Here is a 14,346-nt window from a genome sequence, read left to right as displayed (position 1 = left end):
TTGACGTCACGCCGCGCGAGGTCAACAATCCAGGCGTTCTTGTTAGCGCTAACAGTTCTCGACGACGAAGTCGGAGCCCGCCATGAAGCTGCGCCTCGGATTGTCCGCGCTCGTGCTGATCGCCGGAGCCGTCCCGGGATTCGGGGTCGCCGCGGCGAGCACGACCGCCGCCGAGGTGGCCGTCCCGGCGCCGGCGATGGGCTGGGCGTCGTGGAACACCTTCGTCGCCAAGATCGACTACGACACCATCAAGGCCCAGGCCGATGCGCTCGTGTCGGCCGGCCTCAAGGACGCCGGATACAGCTACGTCAACATCGACGAGGGCTGGTGGCAGGGCACCCGCGACAGCGGCGGGAACATCACCGTGGACACCGCCGAATGGCCCGGCGGGATGAAGGCGATCGCGGACTACCTGCACGGCAAGGGACTCAAGGCCGGGATCTACACCGACGCCGGTCGCGACGGCTGCGGCTACTACTTCCCGACCGGCCGCCCCGCGGCGCCCGGGAGCGGCAGCGAAGGCCACTACCTGCAGGACATGCTGCAGTTCCAGCGCTGGGGCTTCGACTTCGTCAAGGTCGACTGGTGCGGCGGTGACGCCGAGGGTCTCGACCCGAAGAGCACCTACCAGGCGATCAGCGACGCCAACAAGGCCGCGACCGCGCAGACCGGACGCACCCTCACGCTGTCGGTCTGCAACTGGGGCAAGAAGAACCCCTGGAACTGGGGTGCCGGGACGGCACCGATGTGGCGCACCAGCACGGACATCATCTACTACGGCCAGACGGCAAACCTGGGCCAGGTGCTGACCAACTTCGACCAGGCGCAGCACCCGGTTTCGCAGCACACCGGCTACGTCAACGACCCGGACATGCTGACCGTGGGCATGCCCGGCCTCACCGACGCGCAGGCACGCACGGAGCTGAGCCTGTGGTCGGTTTCGGGTGCGCCGCTGCTGGCGGGCAACAACCTCGCGACGATGAGCGCCGCCACGAAGTCGATCCTGGCGAACCGGGAAGTCATCGCCGTCGACCAGGACCCGCGCGGCCTGCAGGGCGTCAAGGTCGCCGAGGACGCCGCCGGCCTCCAGGTCTACTCGAAGGTCCTCAGTGGATCCGGCAAGCGCGCGGTGGTGCTGCTCAACCGGACGTCCTCGGCGGCGGCGATGTCCGTGCGGTGGGCCGATCTCGGCCTGACCACGGCCGCCGCGCAGGTCCGGAACGTCTGGGGCGCAAGCAATGCCGGGAGCTTCGCCACCGGCTACAGCATCAATGTCCCCGCCGGCGACTCGGTGCTGCTGACCGTCGAGGGGACCGACGCCGCGGCCACGCACGGCACGACGGTCACCGCGGGTGCCACGGGTCTGGCTGTCGCGACCTTCACCTACAACGCGACCACCACGCAAACCTCGACCCTCGCGGTGAACGGCCAGCAGCCGACCGTCGTGGCCTTCCCGGCGACCGGGGGAGCGGCCAAGACCGTCTCGGCGGTGGTCTCGCTGGGCAACGGGACGAACTCCCTGACGTTCTCGGGCACCCCGCCGCAGGTCACCGATGTCGCCATTCTCCCCCTCCCGGGCACCACCGGTGTCGAGGTGGTCGGCGCGCAGGCGGGCCGCTGCCTCGACGTGAACGACAACGGCATCACCAACGGGATCCAGGCCCAGCTGTGGGACTGCGCGGCGGGGCCGAACCAGACCTGGGTGCCGGTCCGCGGGCAGCTCGTCGTCAACGGCACCAAGTGCCTCGACGCCTACAACAGCGGGACGGCGAACGGCACCGCGGTGGTCGTCTGGGACTGCAACGGCCAGCGCAACCAGCAGTGGACGCTCAACGCGAACGGGACCGTCACCAACGCGGTGTCCGGGCTCTGCCTGGACGCGAGCGGCGCGGCCACCGCGAACGGTACGAAGATCATCCTCTGGTCCTGCAGCGGGGGCGCCAACCAGCGGTGGACCCGGCGCTGACTCAGGCCGTCGATTCCCGGATGACCAGCCGGCACGGCCGGGTGTGCCGTCCGGGGGAGGGCTCGCCGTTGATCGCCGCCAGCAGCATTTCGGCGGCGGTCCGGCCGAGCGCCTCCAGCTCCATGTCGACGCTGGTCAGCGGTGGCTGGCAGGCCAGGGCCATGACGTCCCAGTTGTCGAACCCGACCAGGGCGACGTCACCCGGCACGTGGCGGCCGGCCGCCTGCAGCGCGTCGGCGGCACCGCGGGCGATCTGATCGCTGCCGCAGAAGACGGCGTCGAACGGGGTCTCCGTGCCCAGTAGCATCCGGACCGCCTGCCGGCCCCACGCCTCGCTCCACTCGCCGAACATCGGGGCGCCGGCCAGGTCGAGCCCGGCCTCGGCGAGCCGCTCGGTCGCGGCCGCCGCGCGCACGGTCGCCGAGTGGTGCCGTTCGGGGCCGGTGATGTGGGCGACGCGGCGCCGTCCGGTGGCCAGGAGGTGCTCGACGGCCTTGCGTGCCCCGCCGGCTTCGTCCGGCACGACGGAACAGTCGTGCGGGTCGGTCGAGCTGATGAAGGCGTACACGACCGGGATCGGCAGGTCCGCGCCGATCGGCGGGCGGGCCTGGGTCCGGCGGCCGGTGACGATGATGCCGTCGACCCGGCGGGACAGCAGCGTGCGCAGGTAGTACTGCTCGCGGATCGGATCGTCGCGGGCATCGCAGAGGAAGACCGACATCTCCCCGGCGCCCAGCGCATCCTCGGCGCCCATCATCAGCGGGATGCTGAACCGGCCGATGGTGTCGGTGGTGATCATGCCGACGGTGTAGGTGCGCCCGGAGTTGAGCGTCACCGCCGCGCGGTTGGGCTGGAACCCCAGCTGCTCGGCCGCGGACAGCACTCGCTGCCGGGTTTCCGCGCGGAGCGACCCGCGCCCGTTGAGCGCCTTCGACGCGGTGCCGACCGAGACCCCGGCCAGCAGCGCGACTTCGCTGATCGTGGCCGGCTTCGCAACAGCGCCGGGAGTTTCCGAAAGTTTCCGCGAGGGCATGGTGGCACAGTACCTCCGCGCCCGCTGCAACCCAACGCAACACCCGTGGACTACGGCAAACAGCCCCTTGACGAGCTGGTCGAGCGGCCCTAGCTTGAGTCGGAAACCGGTTTCTGAATTTTCCCGGTTTCGTTCTTCGACACCCGCAGGCGGCGGCCTCCCGATAGGAGAGAGTCGATGACTTCGCACATCCGAACCAGGGCACGGTGGGGGCGTGCCGCAGCCGCCGTCGCCGGCGTGCTCGTCCTCGCGGCCTGCCAGAGCGGCCCGTCCGGGGCGGCCGCGGGGGACACCGCGAGCGTGGACGACGGCACCACGATCACCATGTGGACCCGCTCGCCGACGGCGACGTTCAGCCAGACGCTGATCGACGCCTACAACGCGAGCCACCAGAACAAGGTGAAACTGACCGTCTTCCCGGCCGACTCCTACCAGCAGAAGGTCGGCACCGCCGCGGGGGCGAAACAGCTGCCCGACCTGCTGGCGGCCGACGTCGTCTACGCGCCCAACTACGCGGCCAAGGGCTTGTTCCTCGACCTCACCGCCCGCGTGACGCAGCTGCCGTTCAGCGGCAGTCTCGCCGCGGCGCACATGAAGGCGGCCACCGCGGGCGGCAAGCACTACGCCGTGCCGCACGACATCGACCTGTCGGCGGTGTTCTACAACAAGGTCCTGTTCACCCGCGCCGGTCTCGACCCGGAGAAGCCACCGTCCACCTTGGACGAGATCGCCGCCGACGCGCGCAGGATCGCCGCGCTCGGCGGGGACACCAAGGGCTACTTCTTCGGCGGCGCCTGCCCGGGCTGCCAGCTCTTCACCAGCTGGCCGATGATCTGGGCCTCCGGCGGGACGGTGCTCAACGAGCAGGGCACCGCTGCCACGCTCGACAGCCCCCAGGCGGCGCAGGTCTACTCCTTCCTGCGGCAGCTCTACGCCGAGGGTGTCGTGCCGGCGTCGGCGAAGAACGAGTCCGGACCCACCTGGACGCAGTCCTTCCTCGACGGCAAGATCGGCATCCAGCCGCTGGGCGCCACCGCGTTGCAGGGCATGAAGGAGGGGCCGGACCTGCAGGTCGGCGTCGCCCCGATCCCCGGGCTGAAGGGCGGCAGCTCGTCCTTCGTCGGCGGGGACGTGCTCGGCATCGGCAGCAACAGCACGCACGCCGCGGCCGCGTGGGACTTCATCGCCTGGACGCTCTCCGACCAGGCCCAGGTCGACGTCGTCGCGAAGAGCAAGAACATCACCGTCCGGTCCGATCTGGCCGACAACACCTACGCCAAGCAGGATGCCCGGCTCGGCGTGTTCAACCGGCTCGCGAGCCAGGGCCAGACGCCGATCTCGGTCAACTTCGGCAAGACGTTCAACGACGCCAACGGGCCCTGGACGGCGACGGTGATCGACGCGGTCTTCGGCAGCGGTGACGCCGGATCGGCCCTGAAACAGCACAACGCGGCCGTCACCGAGTCCCTCTCCGGTGGCAGCTGACCATGGTTTCGCTCCTTTCCCCGGGGGTGTCGGCGCCGGAGACCCCGGCGCCGGCACCCCGCCGCCGCGGCTCGATCGCCCGGGGCCGGCGCCGGCTGGGGATCGCCTACGCGGCGCCGATGGCCGTGCTGGTCGCCGTCTTCTTCGTCATCCCGCTCGGGCTGATGCTGTGGATGTCAATCAACCACTGGCCGCTGGTCGGCGCGTCCTACCCCAACGGGGTCGGGAACTTCGACGCGCTGAGCGACCCGCTGTTCCTCCGTGCTGTGGGGTTCACGCTCAAGTACACGCTGGTCACGACCGTCGTGCTCAGCCTCGTGGCCTTCGGGCTGGCGCTGCTGGTGCAGCACGACCGGCGCGGCACCGGCTTCGCCCGCACCGTCTTCTTCCTGCCCAGCGCAGTCGGCCTGGCTTCGACGAGCCTGCTGTTCTACGGCCTGTTCAACACCGACTCGTCGGCCCTCAATCAGGTGGTGGACTTCCTCGGGCTGGGCCGGGTCGACTGGCTCGGCTCCGGCGGCGGCGCGCTCGGCTCGACGGTCGGGATGATCACCTGGCGGTTCGCCGGGTTCTACATGCTCATCCTGATGACCGGCCTGCAGGGCATCGACCCGGCGCTGTACGAGGCCGCGCGCATCGACGGCGCGAACCGGTGGCAGATCCTGTGGCGGGTGACGCTGCCGCTGCTGCGGCCGACCCTCGCGCTCGCGATGGTGCTGTCGCTGACCGGCTCGCTGCTGGCGTTCGACCAGTTCTTCATCCTCACCGGCGGCCGCCACGACACGGCCACGGTCGTCATCGACATCTATCGCGAGGCGTTCCTGTCCCAGGACCTGGGGCGCGCCGCCGCGGTTTCGGTGGCCACGCTCGCCGTGCTCATCGTCCTCAACGTCGCCCAGCTGCGGCTCATCCGCCGGGAGGGGAAGTGAACCGGCTCCGGGCCGCGGGCCTGCACGTCACCAGCGCCGCCCTCGCGGTGCTGTTCCTGCTGCCGCTGCTGTGGACGCTGTACTCGTCGCTGACCGGGCGGGAGGCGGGGGACGCCGGAACCGACAACTACCGGCGGCTCGCCGACTACGGCAGCGGCCTCGGCACCTACCTGGTCAACACGACGGTGGTCGCGCTGGTCGCGGTGAGCGTCACGGTGGTGGCGACCACGCTCGGCGGCTACGCGATGGCCCGGCTCGCCTTCCCCGGGCGCACCCTGCTGTTCCTGGTCACCCTGGCCATCCTGATGGTGCCCTACACGACGATCCTGGTGCCGCTCTACATCCTGCTCGGCTGGCTCGGTCTGCAGAACTCGTTGCTCGGCCTCGGCCTGGTGATGGCCGTGCTCCAGCTGCCATTCGGCCTATTCATGATGCGCAACTCGTTCGAGGCACTGCCGGTGGAACTGGAGGAGGCGGCGCTGATCGACGGCTGCTCGATCGGTGGCGCGCTGCGAAGGGTGCTGCTGCGTGGCGTCCTCCCGGGCGTCGTCACCGTCGCGCTGTTCTCGTTCCTGGCGGCCTGGAACGAGTTCGTCGCCCCGCTGATCTTCCTCACCGACGGTGAGAAGTTCACCCTGCCAGTCGCGCTGTTCAACCTCCAGTCCGGCAGCCTCGGCTCGGTCGATTTCGGGGCCCTGCAAGCGGGAGTGGTGGTTTCCGCCCTGCCGTGCGTGGCGGTCTTCCTCGTCCTGCAGCGGTACTACGTCCGCGGCTTCACCTCGGGAGCCCTCAAGGGCTGAGACAGGAGCACCTCGATGACCGAACGCATCCTCGGGCCCGTCCACCCCACGTCCGCCGCGAAGTCGGCGTTGCGGCCGCTCTTCCTCGGCGCGGTCTCCTTCGCACCGGACAGCCTCCTGGGCGGCTGGCAGACACGCAACGCGAGCCGGACCCTGCCGCACTGCGTCGAGCAGCTCGACGCGGCGGGCGCACTGGACAACCTCCGCCGCGTCACCGGCGAGGTCGACGGCGACCGCCGCAACATGTGGTTCTCCGACTCCGACGTCTACAAGACCCTCGAAGCCGCCGCCTGGCAGCTCGGCCGCGACCCGGGCGACGCCGAACTGCGCGCGTTCCTCGACTCCACCGCGGCGCTGGTGGCCAAGGCCCAGGAGGAGGACGGCTACCTGAACTCCTACTTCAGCATCGACAAGCCGGACCTGAAGTGGCGGGAGCTGCACTGGAGCCACGAGCTGTACTGCGCGGGCCACCTCATCCAGGCCGCCGTCGCCGCCGCCCGGGCCGGGGTCGGGGCCCAGCTCGTCACGGTCGCCCGCCGCTTCGCGGACCTGATCGTCGAGCGCTTCGCCACCGTCGATGACGTCGACGGGCACCCGGAGATCGAGACCGCGCTGGTGGAGCTGTACCGGGTGACCGGGCACCGGCCGTACCTGGACCTGGCGCTGCGGTTCCTCGACCTGCGCGGACGCGGCCTGCTCAACGGCGAGCGGTTCGGCCCGCGGTACCTGCAGGACCACGTCCCGGTCCGGGACGCCGACGAGGTCGCCGGGCACGTCGTGCGCCAGCTCTACCTGCTGGCCGGCGTCGTGGACGTCGCCGTCGAGACCCGGGACGACGCGCTCTTCGAGGCCGCTCGCCGGCTGTGGGCCGACGCGTTCGGCGCCAAGACCTACCTCACCGGCGCCCAGGGCTCCCGCCACCGCGACGAGGCGTACGGCGACCCGTACGAACTGCCGCCGGACCGGGCGTACGGCGAAACCTGCGCCGCGATCGCGAGCTTCCAGTGGAACTGGCGGCTGCTGCTGGCCACCGGCGAAGGCAAGTACGCCGACGAGATGGAACGCGCGCTGTACAACGCCGTCGCCGGGTCGACCGCCCTCGACGGCACGCACTTCTTCTACGCCAACCCGCTGCATCTGCGGACCGGGCACGACGGCTCGCACGAAGACGCGCCGTCGCGGCGGCTGCCGTGGTATTCGTGCGCCTGCTGCCCGCCCAACCTCGCCCGGCTGGTCGCGTCGCTGTCCGGCTACGTGGCCACCACCGACCCCGGCGGGCTGCAGGTGCACCTGTACGCCGCCGGGTCGATCCAGACCACTGTGGACGGTGTCGACGTCCGTGTCGAGACGCGCACCGGATACCCGTGGGACGGCCGGGTCGAGCTGACCGTGACCACGCCGACCCCGCTCATGCTTTCACTGCGTGTCCCCGGCTGGGCCGAGGTGGCCCTGATCGACGGCGTCCCGGCGGAGGTCCGCGACGGCTACGCGGAGGTGCGGCGCGACTGGACGGCCGGTACCACGGTGACGCTCGAACTGCCGATGCCCGCCCGGGTCGTCCGGCCGCACCCGCGGATCGACGCCGTGCGCGGCTGCGTCGCCGTGACGCGCGGGCCGCTCGTGTACTGCCTGGAGCAGGCCGACCTGCCTGAGGGCGTCATCCTCGAGGATGTGCGGATCGACCCGGCGGCGTCGTTTTCGTCCGGGCCGCTGCCCGACGTGCCGGTGGCCCTCACCGCGCACGGCCGCGTCGAGGTTCCCGCGTCGGCGGAGTTGTACGGCGCGGGCGCCGGGGCGCCCGGCGAGCCGGTCGAGCTGACCGCCATCCCGTACTTCCTCTGGGGCAACCGGGAACCCGGCCCGATGCGGGTCTGGATCCCGGTCGCCGCCCACAACCACCTCACCTGACGGTCGTGAGTGGTAATTCGGGTTCTAACCCGAATTACCACTCACGAGCACGGGAGCGCACCCGGCCGTCACTGTTAACGCTCACAAAACCGAAGATTGCGAGGACTCGATGATGCGTCCTGTTTTTCGGCATCCGCGTGGCGTGCTCAGGCTGGCTGCTGCCGTGGTGCTGTGCCTGGTGGCCGCGCTGCTCTCCGTGGGCAGCGCGCAGGCCGCGACCGCCTTCACCAGCACGGTGGTCAACTCCTCGAGCGGCCAGTGCGCCACCGTCCCGAACGGCAACAGTGCTGTCCAGCTGACCCAGTCCGGCTGCAGTTCCGGCGCCGGGCAGTCGTTCCGGTTCACCCCGGTGTCCGGTGACGTCTACACCGTCGGCACGTTCACCTCGGGCAGCTGCGTGGACATCTACGGGGCGTCCACCGCGGACAACGCCACGGTGATCCAGTACGCCTGCCATTCCGGGACGAACCAGCAGTTCCGCCTCCAGGCTACAGAAAGCGCTTTCAAACTGGTCGCGGTCGGCTCCGGCAAGTGCGTCACCCCGGCGAACAACGGGCTCGTCCAGCTGCCCTGCGCCGCGGCGAGCGCGTGGCGGCTGCCCGGCTACCAGTCCGGCGGTGACCCCCAGGTGCCGCCGGAGAAGACCGTGCGGGTGTGGCTGCTGCGGCCGTCCGACGTGCCCTTCGACCAGCGCTACCCGGACGGCATCGCGAACGTGCTGCGCGAAGCCCAGCGGTACTACCGGCAGGAGCTGGGCAAGACGTTCCGGCTGAACGAGCCCGTCGTCCAGGTCGTCACCGGCGAGCACGTGAAGAGCTGGTACGAGAACACGCCCAACGGCGGCGACCGCTACTGGTGGGCCGTGTTCAACATGCAGCAGGAGCTGGTGCGCCGGTTCGACGTCCGCGACGGGGACAGCCGGTGGCTCAACGTGGGCGAGGTCATCGCCGAGGGCCAGGGCGCGGGCGGCGGCGGAGGCAACGGCTGGGTGATCCTCTGCCAGCACGACGCCGACGGCGCGGCCGGGATCAACGGCCCGATGAACCGGTGGTACGGCGGCATGGTGCACGAGCTCGGCCACGCCTTCGGCCTGCCGGACTCCACTTCGACCGACGGGACGCCGATGTCGGCGTCGTTCTACGACTACCCGAACACGCACTTCAGCCAGAGCCAGAAGAACGGGATCCTCACCGGCCCGTACGGCTCCTTCCTCTTCTGAACCGGAGACCCCGATGAGACGTCCGGTATTGCTCACCGCTGCCCTCCTGGTGGCGGGATTCGCCGTGGTGGCCCCGGCACGCGCCGCGGCCACGTTCACCAGCACGATGGTCAACTCCACGAGCGGCCAGTGCGCCACCGTCCCCAACGGCGACAGCGCCGCCCAGCTCACCCAGACCGCCTGCACCTCCGGTGCCGGGCAGTCGTACACCTTCACCCCGGCGTCCGGTGACGTCTACACCATCGGCACCTTCACCTCGGGCAGCTGCGTCGACATCTACGGCGCGTCCACCGCGGACAACGCCGCGGTGATCCAGTACGCCTGCCACGGGGAGACCAACCAGCAGTTCCGCCTGCAGTCGGTCGGGACGAACACGTTCGACGTCGTGGCGGTCAGCTCGGGCAAGTGCATCACCCCGGCGAACAACGCGCTCGTCCAGCTGCCGTGTTCGAGCGCGAGCGCCTGGCGCGTCCCGGGTTACGTCCCCGGCACGTCCGACGCCTACCAGGGCATTCCCAATCTTGCGCCGAACGCGTGCAAGAACTCCGGGCTGCCCAGGTCGTACGGCACGAACTTCCAGACGCCGAACGACCCGTACGGCCAGGGTTTCCAGAACACCACCGCGATCGGCTGGGACGGCAACTACTGGCCGGTCTTCAGCTACCTGTCCGGCTCGTTCTTCGCCCGCGGCGTGAACACGACGTACAACGGCCTGTGCGGCGGGATGTACTCGTTCAGCGCCTACACCTACGGCGGCAACCCGGGCGCGCAGTCGGTGCAGTGGACCGAGGACAACGGCTACCTGCCGGCGATGACGACGTCCCGGACCTCCGGCAGTGTCGGGATCACCATCAAGAACTTCGCCGACAAGGTCACCATCAACGGCTCCGCGGTCATGCTCGTCTACACGCGGGTGTCCATAAAGAACAACGGCTCCGGCTCGGTGACGGTCCCGCCGGGTGGTTCCGGTCCGGGTCTCGTCCGGCTGACGTCGTCCTCATTGGACACCGTCGCGGCCGGTCAGACCAGCAACCACGACTTCGTGGTGGCCGTGGACAACTTCGGCAGCGGCGTCGCGCTGCCGACCGGCTCGACGTTGTCCTCGAACGCGCCGAACTACGACACCGCCTACACCCAGATGACGTCGTACTGGACCTCGCGGCTGGCCGAGACGAACACCTTCAGCCTGCCGAACACGACCCTGCCCAACACCGGGAACCTGGCGAACCCGGGTACCGCGATGACGAACGCCTATAAGGCGGGGACCATCTACAACCTGATCATGCAGGTGGGCAAGGCGCAGTTCTCCGGCGCCAACAACTACAACTGGATCCTCAACCATGACGTCCCCGGCGAGCTGACCGCCAAGTTCCAGACCGGCGACTTCCGGGACGCACGCAACCTGCTGCTCACCGCCCGGATCTCCCAGCAGGACGGCTGGGACGAGGTCGGCGCCAACTGGTACTGGGACGGCGTCTGGAAGACGATGGGCTCCTGGGCGACGTACCTGGCGAAGACGAACGACACCGCGTTCGTCAGCCAGTACTTCAACGACACCGGCGCGTGGGGGCCCAGCCTCCGCACCATCGCCCGGGTGAAGTACCCCGCCCAGCTCGCCTCGGACGGGACGCTGCAGACCAACTTCGACAACGACTCCACCGGGCGCTGGCTGTTCAGCAACTTCTCGGCGTTGCAGATGCTGGCGTCCTACAAGTACATCGCGACCAAGATCGGCCAGACCGCCGAAGCGACGTGGGCGAACACCGCGTATAGCTCGTTGCTGAACGCGCTGAACACCGTCGTGGGCCGCAACCAGTCCGCGAACGGCTTCAACTACCTGCCCTGTGAGGTGGACAAGCCGAACAGCGCCAACCGCTGCAACACGTTCAATGACGCCAACTGGGCCTCGCCCGGGTGGGTCGGGCAGAACCAGTGGTCGACGATGCTGTCCGGCGGCGCGCTGACCGGCATCATGGGCGACCCGGGCCAGATCGACCGGATGTACCAGTGGGGCTTCAACCGGCTGTCGGCCAACGGCTACCCGTTCCCGACCTTCGGGGCGTTCAATGGGTACTCGACGGCCTACAACACGTCGTACTCCTCCGACGGGTTGTTCTCCAACAACTACCGCGACCTGCCGATCACCAGCTACGCCTGGCAGCTCAAGACCACCACCGGCGGCCCGAACGCCTGGTGGGAGGCCAACGGCAGCGGGCCGAGCACGGCCAACCCGTGGATCGGCAGCCACGCCGGCCCGCAGTTCGGCGCGTGCCCGTACGCGTGGCCGATTGCCGGGCAACAGCAGGGCCTGCTGGAGTCGCTGGTGGCCGAAGGCCTCGCGTCGAGCGGCTCCGGGCCGTACACGTTCACCCGGCCGCTCTACATCGGCCGCGGCGTCCCGAACGCCTGGCTCACACCCGGCCAGACGATCTCGGTGGGCAACCTGACCACCACCTACGACGTCGCCTCGGGCAGCCGGTCCACCTACGGGGTCTCCCTCGCGGTGAGCGGCTCGAGCGGCGCGCGCGTCGTCACGGTGTCGCTGTCGGGCACCCTGCCCGGCGGCGCGGTCGCCATCCAGCTGCCGGCGTTCCTCACGACCGGCGTCAACTCCGTCAGCGGCGGCAGCTACGACGCCGCCACGCACACGGTCACCGCCAGCGCGAACACCGTGACCATCACCCTCGCGAGCTGAGTCTGCCGTGGCTGTCGTGAGTGGTAATTCGGGTTCTAACCCTAATTACCACTCACGACAAGCCGCGCACTCGGAAAGGCATGATGATGCGCGAACCCACCTTCGACCGTCGCCTGCTGCTCAAAGCCGTGGGCGCGCTCTCCGCGAGCGCGGCGCTGACCCCCGTCCTCGCCGGGACCGCTGCCGCCGCCTCCCGGCCCGACATCGGCGTCTCGGTGTTCCCGTTCCCGCTGGGCGCGGTGCGGCTGCAGGCCGGGCCGTTCCTCGACAACATGAACCGGCAGCTGGCGTACTTCCGGTTCGTCGACGCCGACCGCCTGCTGCACACGTTCCGGACCAACGCCGGGCTTGCCAGCTCGGCCCAGCCGTGCGGTGGCTGGGAAAGCCCCGGCACGGAACTGCGCGGGCACTCGACCGGCCACCTGCTGTCCGGGCTGGCGCAGGCGTACGCCAACACCGGCGACACCGCGTACCAGAGCAAGGGCGACTACCTGGTCGACGCCCTGGCCGTGTGCCAGGCGGCCTCGCCGGGTCGCGGCTTCCACGCCGGCTACCTCTCGGCGTTCCCGGAGAACTTCTTCGACCGGCTGGAGAGCGGCCAGTCGGTCTGGGCGCCCTACTACACGCTGCACAAGATCATGGCCGGGCTGCTCGACCAGTACCTGCTCGCCGGCAATCAGCAGGCCCTCGACGTCCTGCTGCGCAAGGCGGCCTGGACGAAGACCCGCACCGATCCGCTGTCGGTCACGCAGATGCAGGCCGCGCTGCGCACGGAGTTCGGCGGGATGCCGGAAGTTCTGACGAACCTGTACCAGGTCACCGGCGACGCGAACCACCTCGCCACGGCCCAGCGGTTCGACCACGCCCAGATCCTCGACCCCCTCGCGGCGAACCAGGACCGGTTGTCCGGGTTCCACGCCAACACCCAGATCCCCAAGATCATCGGCGCCATCCGCGAGTACCACGCCACCGGCACGACCCGCTACCGCGACATCGCGACGAACTTCTGGCGGATCGTGCTCGACCACCACTCGTACGTGATCGGCGGCAACTCCGACGGCGAGTACTTCCAGACCCCGGACGCGATCGCCGGCCGGCTGTCGGACACCACGTGCGAAGTCTGCAACACCTACAACATGCTCAAGCTGACCCGGCAGCTGTTCTTCACCAACCCGGTGCCCGAGTACATGGACTACTACGAGCTGGCGCTGTTCAACCAGATCCTCGGCGAGCAGGACCCGAACTCGAGCCACGGGTTCGTCACCTACTACACGCCGCTGCGCGCGGGCGGGATCAAGACCTACGCCAACGACTACGACGACTTCACCTGCGACCACGGCTCCGGCATGGAGTCGCAGACCAAGTTCGCCGACAGCGTCTACTTCTTCACCGGCGAGACGCTGTACGTCAACCTGTTCATCGCGTCGGTGCTGACGTGGCCGGGCCGCGGGATCACCGTCCGGCAGGACACGACGTTCCCGGCGTCGTCCGGGACGAAGCTGACCATCGGGGGGTCGGGCCACATCGCGCTGAAGCTCCGCATTCCGAAGTGGACGTCCGGGGCGGTGGTGAAGGTCAACGGCGTCGCCCAGGGCAGCCCGGCGGCAGGGACTTACTTCACGCTCGACCGGACCTGGGCCTCCGGTGACGTCGTCGACGTGGCGGTCCCGGCGTCCCTGACCTTCCCGCGGACCGCCGACGACGGAGGTGTCGGAGCGGCGAAGTACGGCGCGATCGTGCTCGCGGGCCAGTACGGCTCGACGAACCTCAGCGCCTTGCCGACGTTGCAGACGGGCTCGCTGGTCCAGGACTCCGCGAACCCGCTGCGTTTCACCGGGACGGCGAGCACGGGCGCGGTCACCCTGCTGCCGTTCTACGCCACGCACCACCAGCGGTACACGGTGTACTGGCGGCTGACCGGCACGCCGCCCACCGGGACGTCGTACGAAGCGGAGGCGGGCACCCTCGCCGGTCAGGCCGCGGTGCGGAGTTCCTCCGGTGCGTCGGGTGGTGCCCTGGTGGGTTACGTCGGGAACGGCAGCGCGAACTACCTGCAGTTCTCCGGCGTGAACTCGACCGCGGGCGCGCATCCGGTGACGATCTGCTACGCCTCGGGTGAGGCCCGTTCGCTGACGGTGAGCGTCAACGGTGGTGCCGCGGTCTCCGTCGCCACGCCGAGCACGGGTGGCTGGGACACGGTCGGATCGGTGCAGGTGACGCTGACGCTCGCCGCGGGCGCGAACACGATCCGCCTCGGCAACGGCTCGGGCTGGGCACCGGACATCGACCGGATCATCGTCGGCTGAAAGTT

At 69.6% G+C, this 14,346-nt stretch carries 9 protein-coding genes; 8 read left to right on the top strand and 1 reads right to left on the bottom strand.

The annotated features are described in order from the left end of the window. Nucleotides 1-82 precede the first annotated feature (82 nt). On the top strand, nt 83-1,966 hold the full coding sequence (locus tag ACLJQF_RS23830; protein ID WP_410611706.1) for an RICIN domain-containing protein: 1,884 nt from the start codon (nt 83-85) through the stop codon (nt 1,964-1,966). A 1-nt stretch (nt 1,967) separates the two neighbouring features. On the opposite strand, the gene ACLJQF_RS23825 is transcribed toward ACLJQF_RS23830, so the two are convergent. Then, nucleotides 1,968-2,999 (bottom strand): LacI family DNA-binding transcriptional regulator, encoded by a 1,032-nt coding sequence (locus ACLJQF_RS23825; RefSeq protein WP_410611704.1) that lies wholly within the window; start codon nt 2,997-2,999, stop codon nt 1,968-1,970. 177 nt (nt 3,000-3,176) lie between these two features. On the opposite strand from ACLJQF_RS23825, the gene ACLJQF_RS23820 reads away from it, so the two are divergent. From ACLJQF_RS23820 to ACLJQF_RS23790, 7 genes are all read left to right on the top strand, one after another. Continuing rightward, nucleotides 3,177-4,484 (top strand): ABC transporter substrate-binding protein, encoded by a 1,308-nt coding sequence (locus tag ACLJQF_RS23820; protein ID WP_410611703.1) that lies wholly within the window; start codon nt 3,177-3,179, stop codon nt 4,482-4,484. A 2-nt stretch (nt 4,485-4,486) separates the two neighbouring features. Beyond that, nucleotides 4,487-5,413, top strand: a complete 927-nt coding sequence (locus tag ACLJQF_RS23815) for a carbohydrate ABC transporter permease (protein WP_410611701.1) — start codon at nt 4,487-4,489, stop codon at nt 5,411-5,413. Further along, nucleotides 5,410-6,213 (top strand): carbohydrate ABC transporter permease, encoded by an 804-nt coding sequence (locus ACLJQF_RS23810; protein ID WP_410611699.1) that lies wholly within the window; start codon nt 5,410-5,412, stop codon nt 6,211-6,213. Before ACLJQF_RS23815 ends, ACLJQF_RS23810 begins: the two co-directional genes overlap by 4 nt. Nucleotides 6,214-6,228: 15 nt before the next feature. Further along, nucleotides 6,229-8,121 (top strand): glycoside hydrolase family 127 protein, encoded by a 1,893-nt coding sequence (locus ACLJQF_RS23805; RefSeq protein ID WP_410611697.1) that lies wholly within the window; start codon nt 6,229-6,231, stop codon nt 8,119-8,121. Nucleotides 8,122-8,233: 112 nt separating this feature from the next. Further along, a complete protein-coding gene (locus tag ACLJQF_RS23800) occupies nt 8,234-9,340 on the top strand; it encodes an RICIN domain-containing protein (protein ID WP_410611696.1) in 1,107 nt (368 codons plus the stop codon). Between the two features lie 13 nt (nt 9,341-9,353). Beyond that, nucleotides 9,354-12,035, top strand: coding sequence for an RICIN domain-containing protein (locus tag ACLJQF_RS23795; protein ID WP_410611695.1), 2,682 nt, complete (start codon nt 9,354-9,356; stop codon nt 12,033-12,035). Between the two features lie 86 nt (nt 12,036-12,121). After that, nucleotides 12,122-14,341 carry a beta-L-arabinofuranosidase domain-containing protein gene (locus tag ACLJQF_RS23790; RefSeq protein ID WP_410611694.1) on the top strand — a complete coding sequence of 740 codons (2,220 nt, stop codon included), beginning with the start codon at nt 12,122-12,124 and terminating at the stop codon, nt 14,339-14,341. The last annotated feature ends 5 nt before the right edge of the window (nt 14,342-14,346 follow it).

Source organism: Amycolatopsis sp. lyj-109, from assembly GCF_046548995.1.
Lineage (GTDB): Bacteria > Actinomycetota > Actinomycetes > Mycobacteriales > Pseudonocardiaceae > Amycolatopsis.
This window is presented reverse-complemented; position numbering and strand designations above follow the sequence as displayed.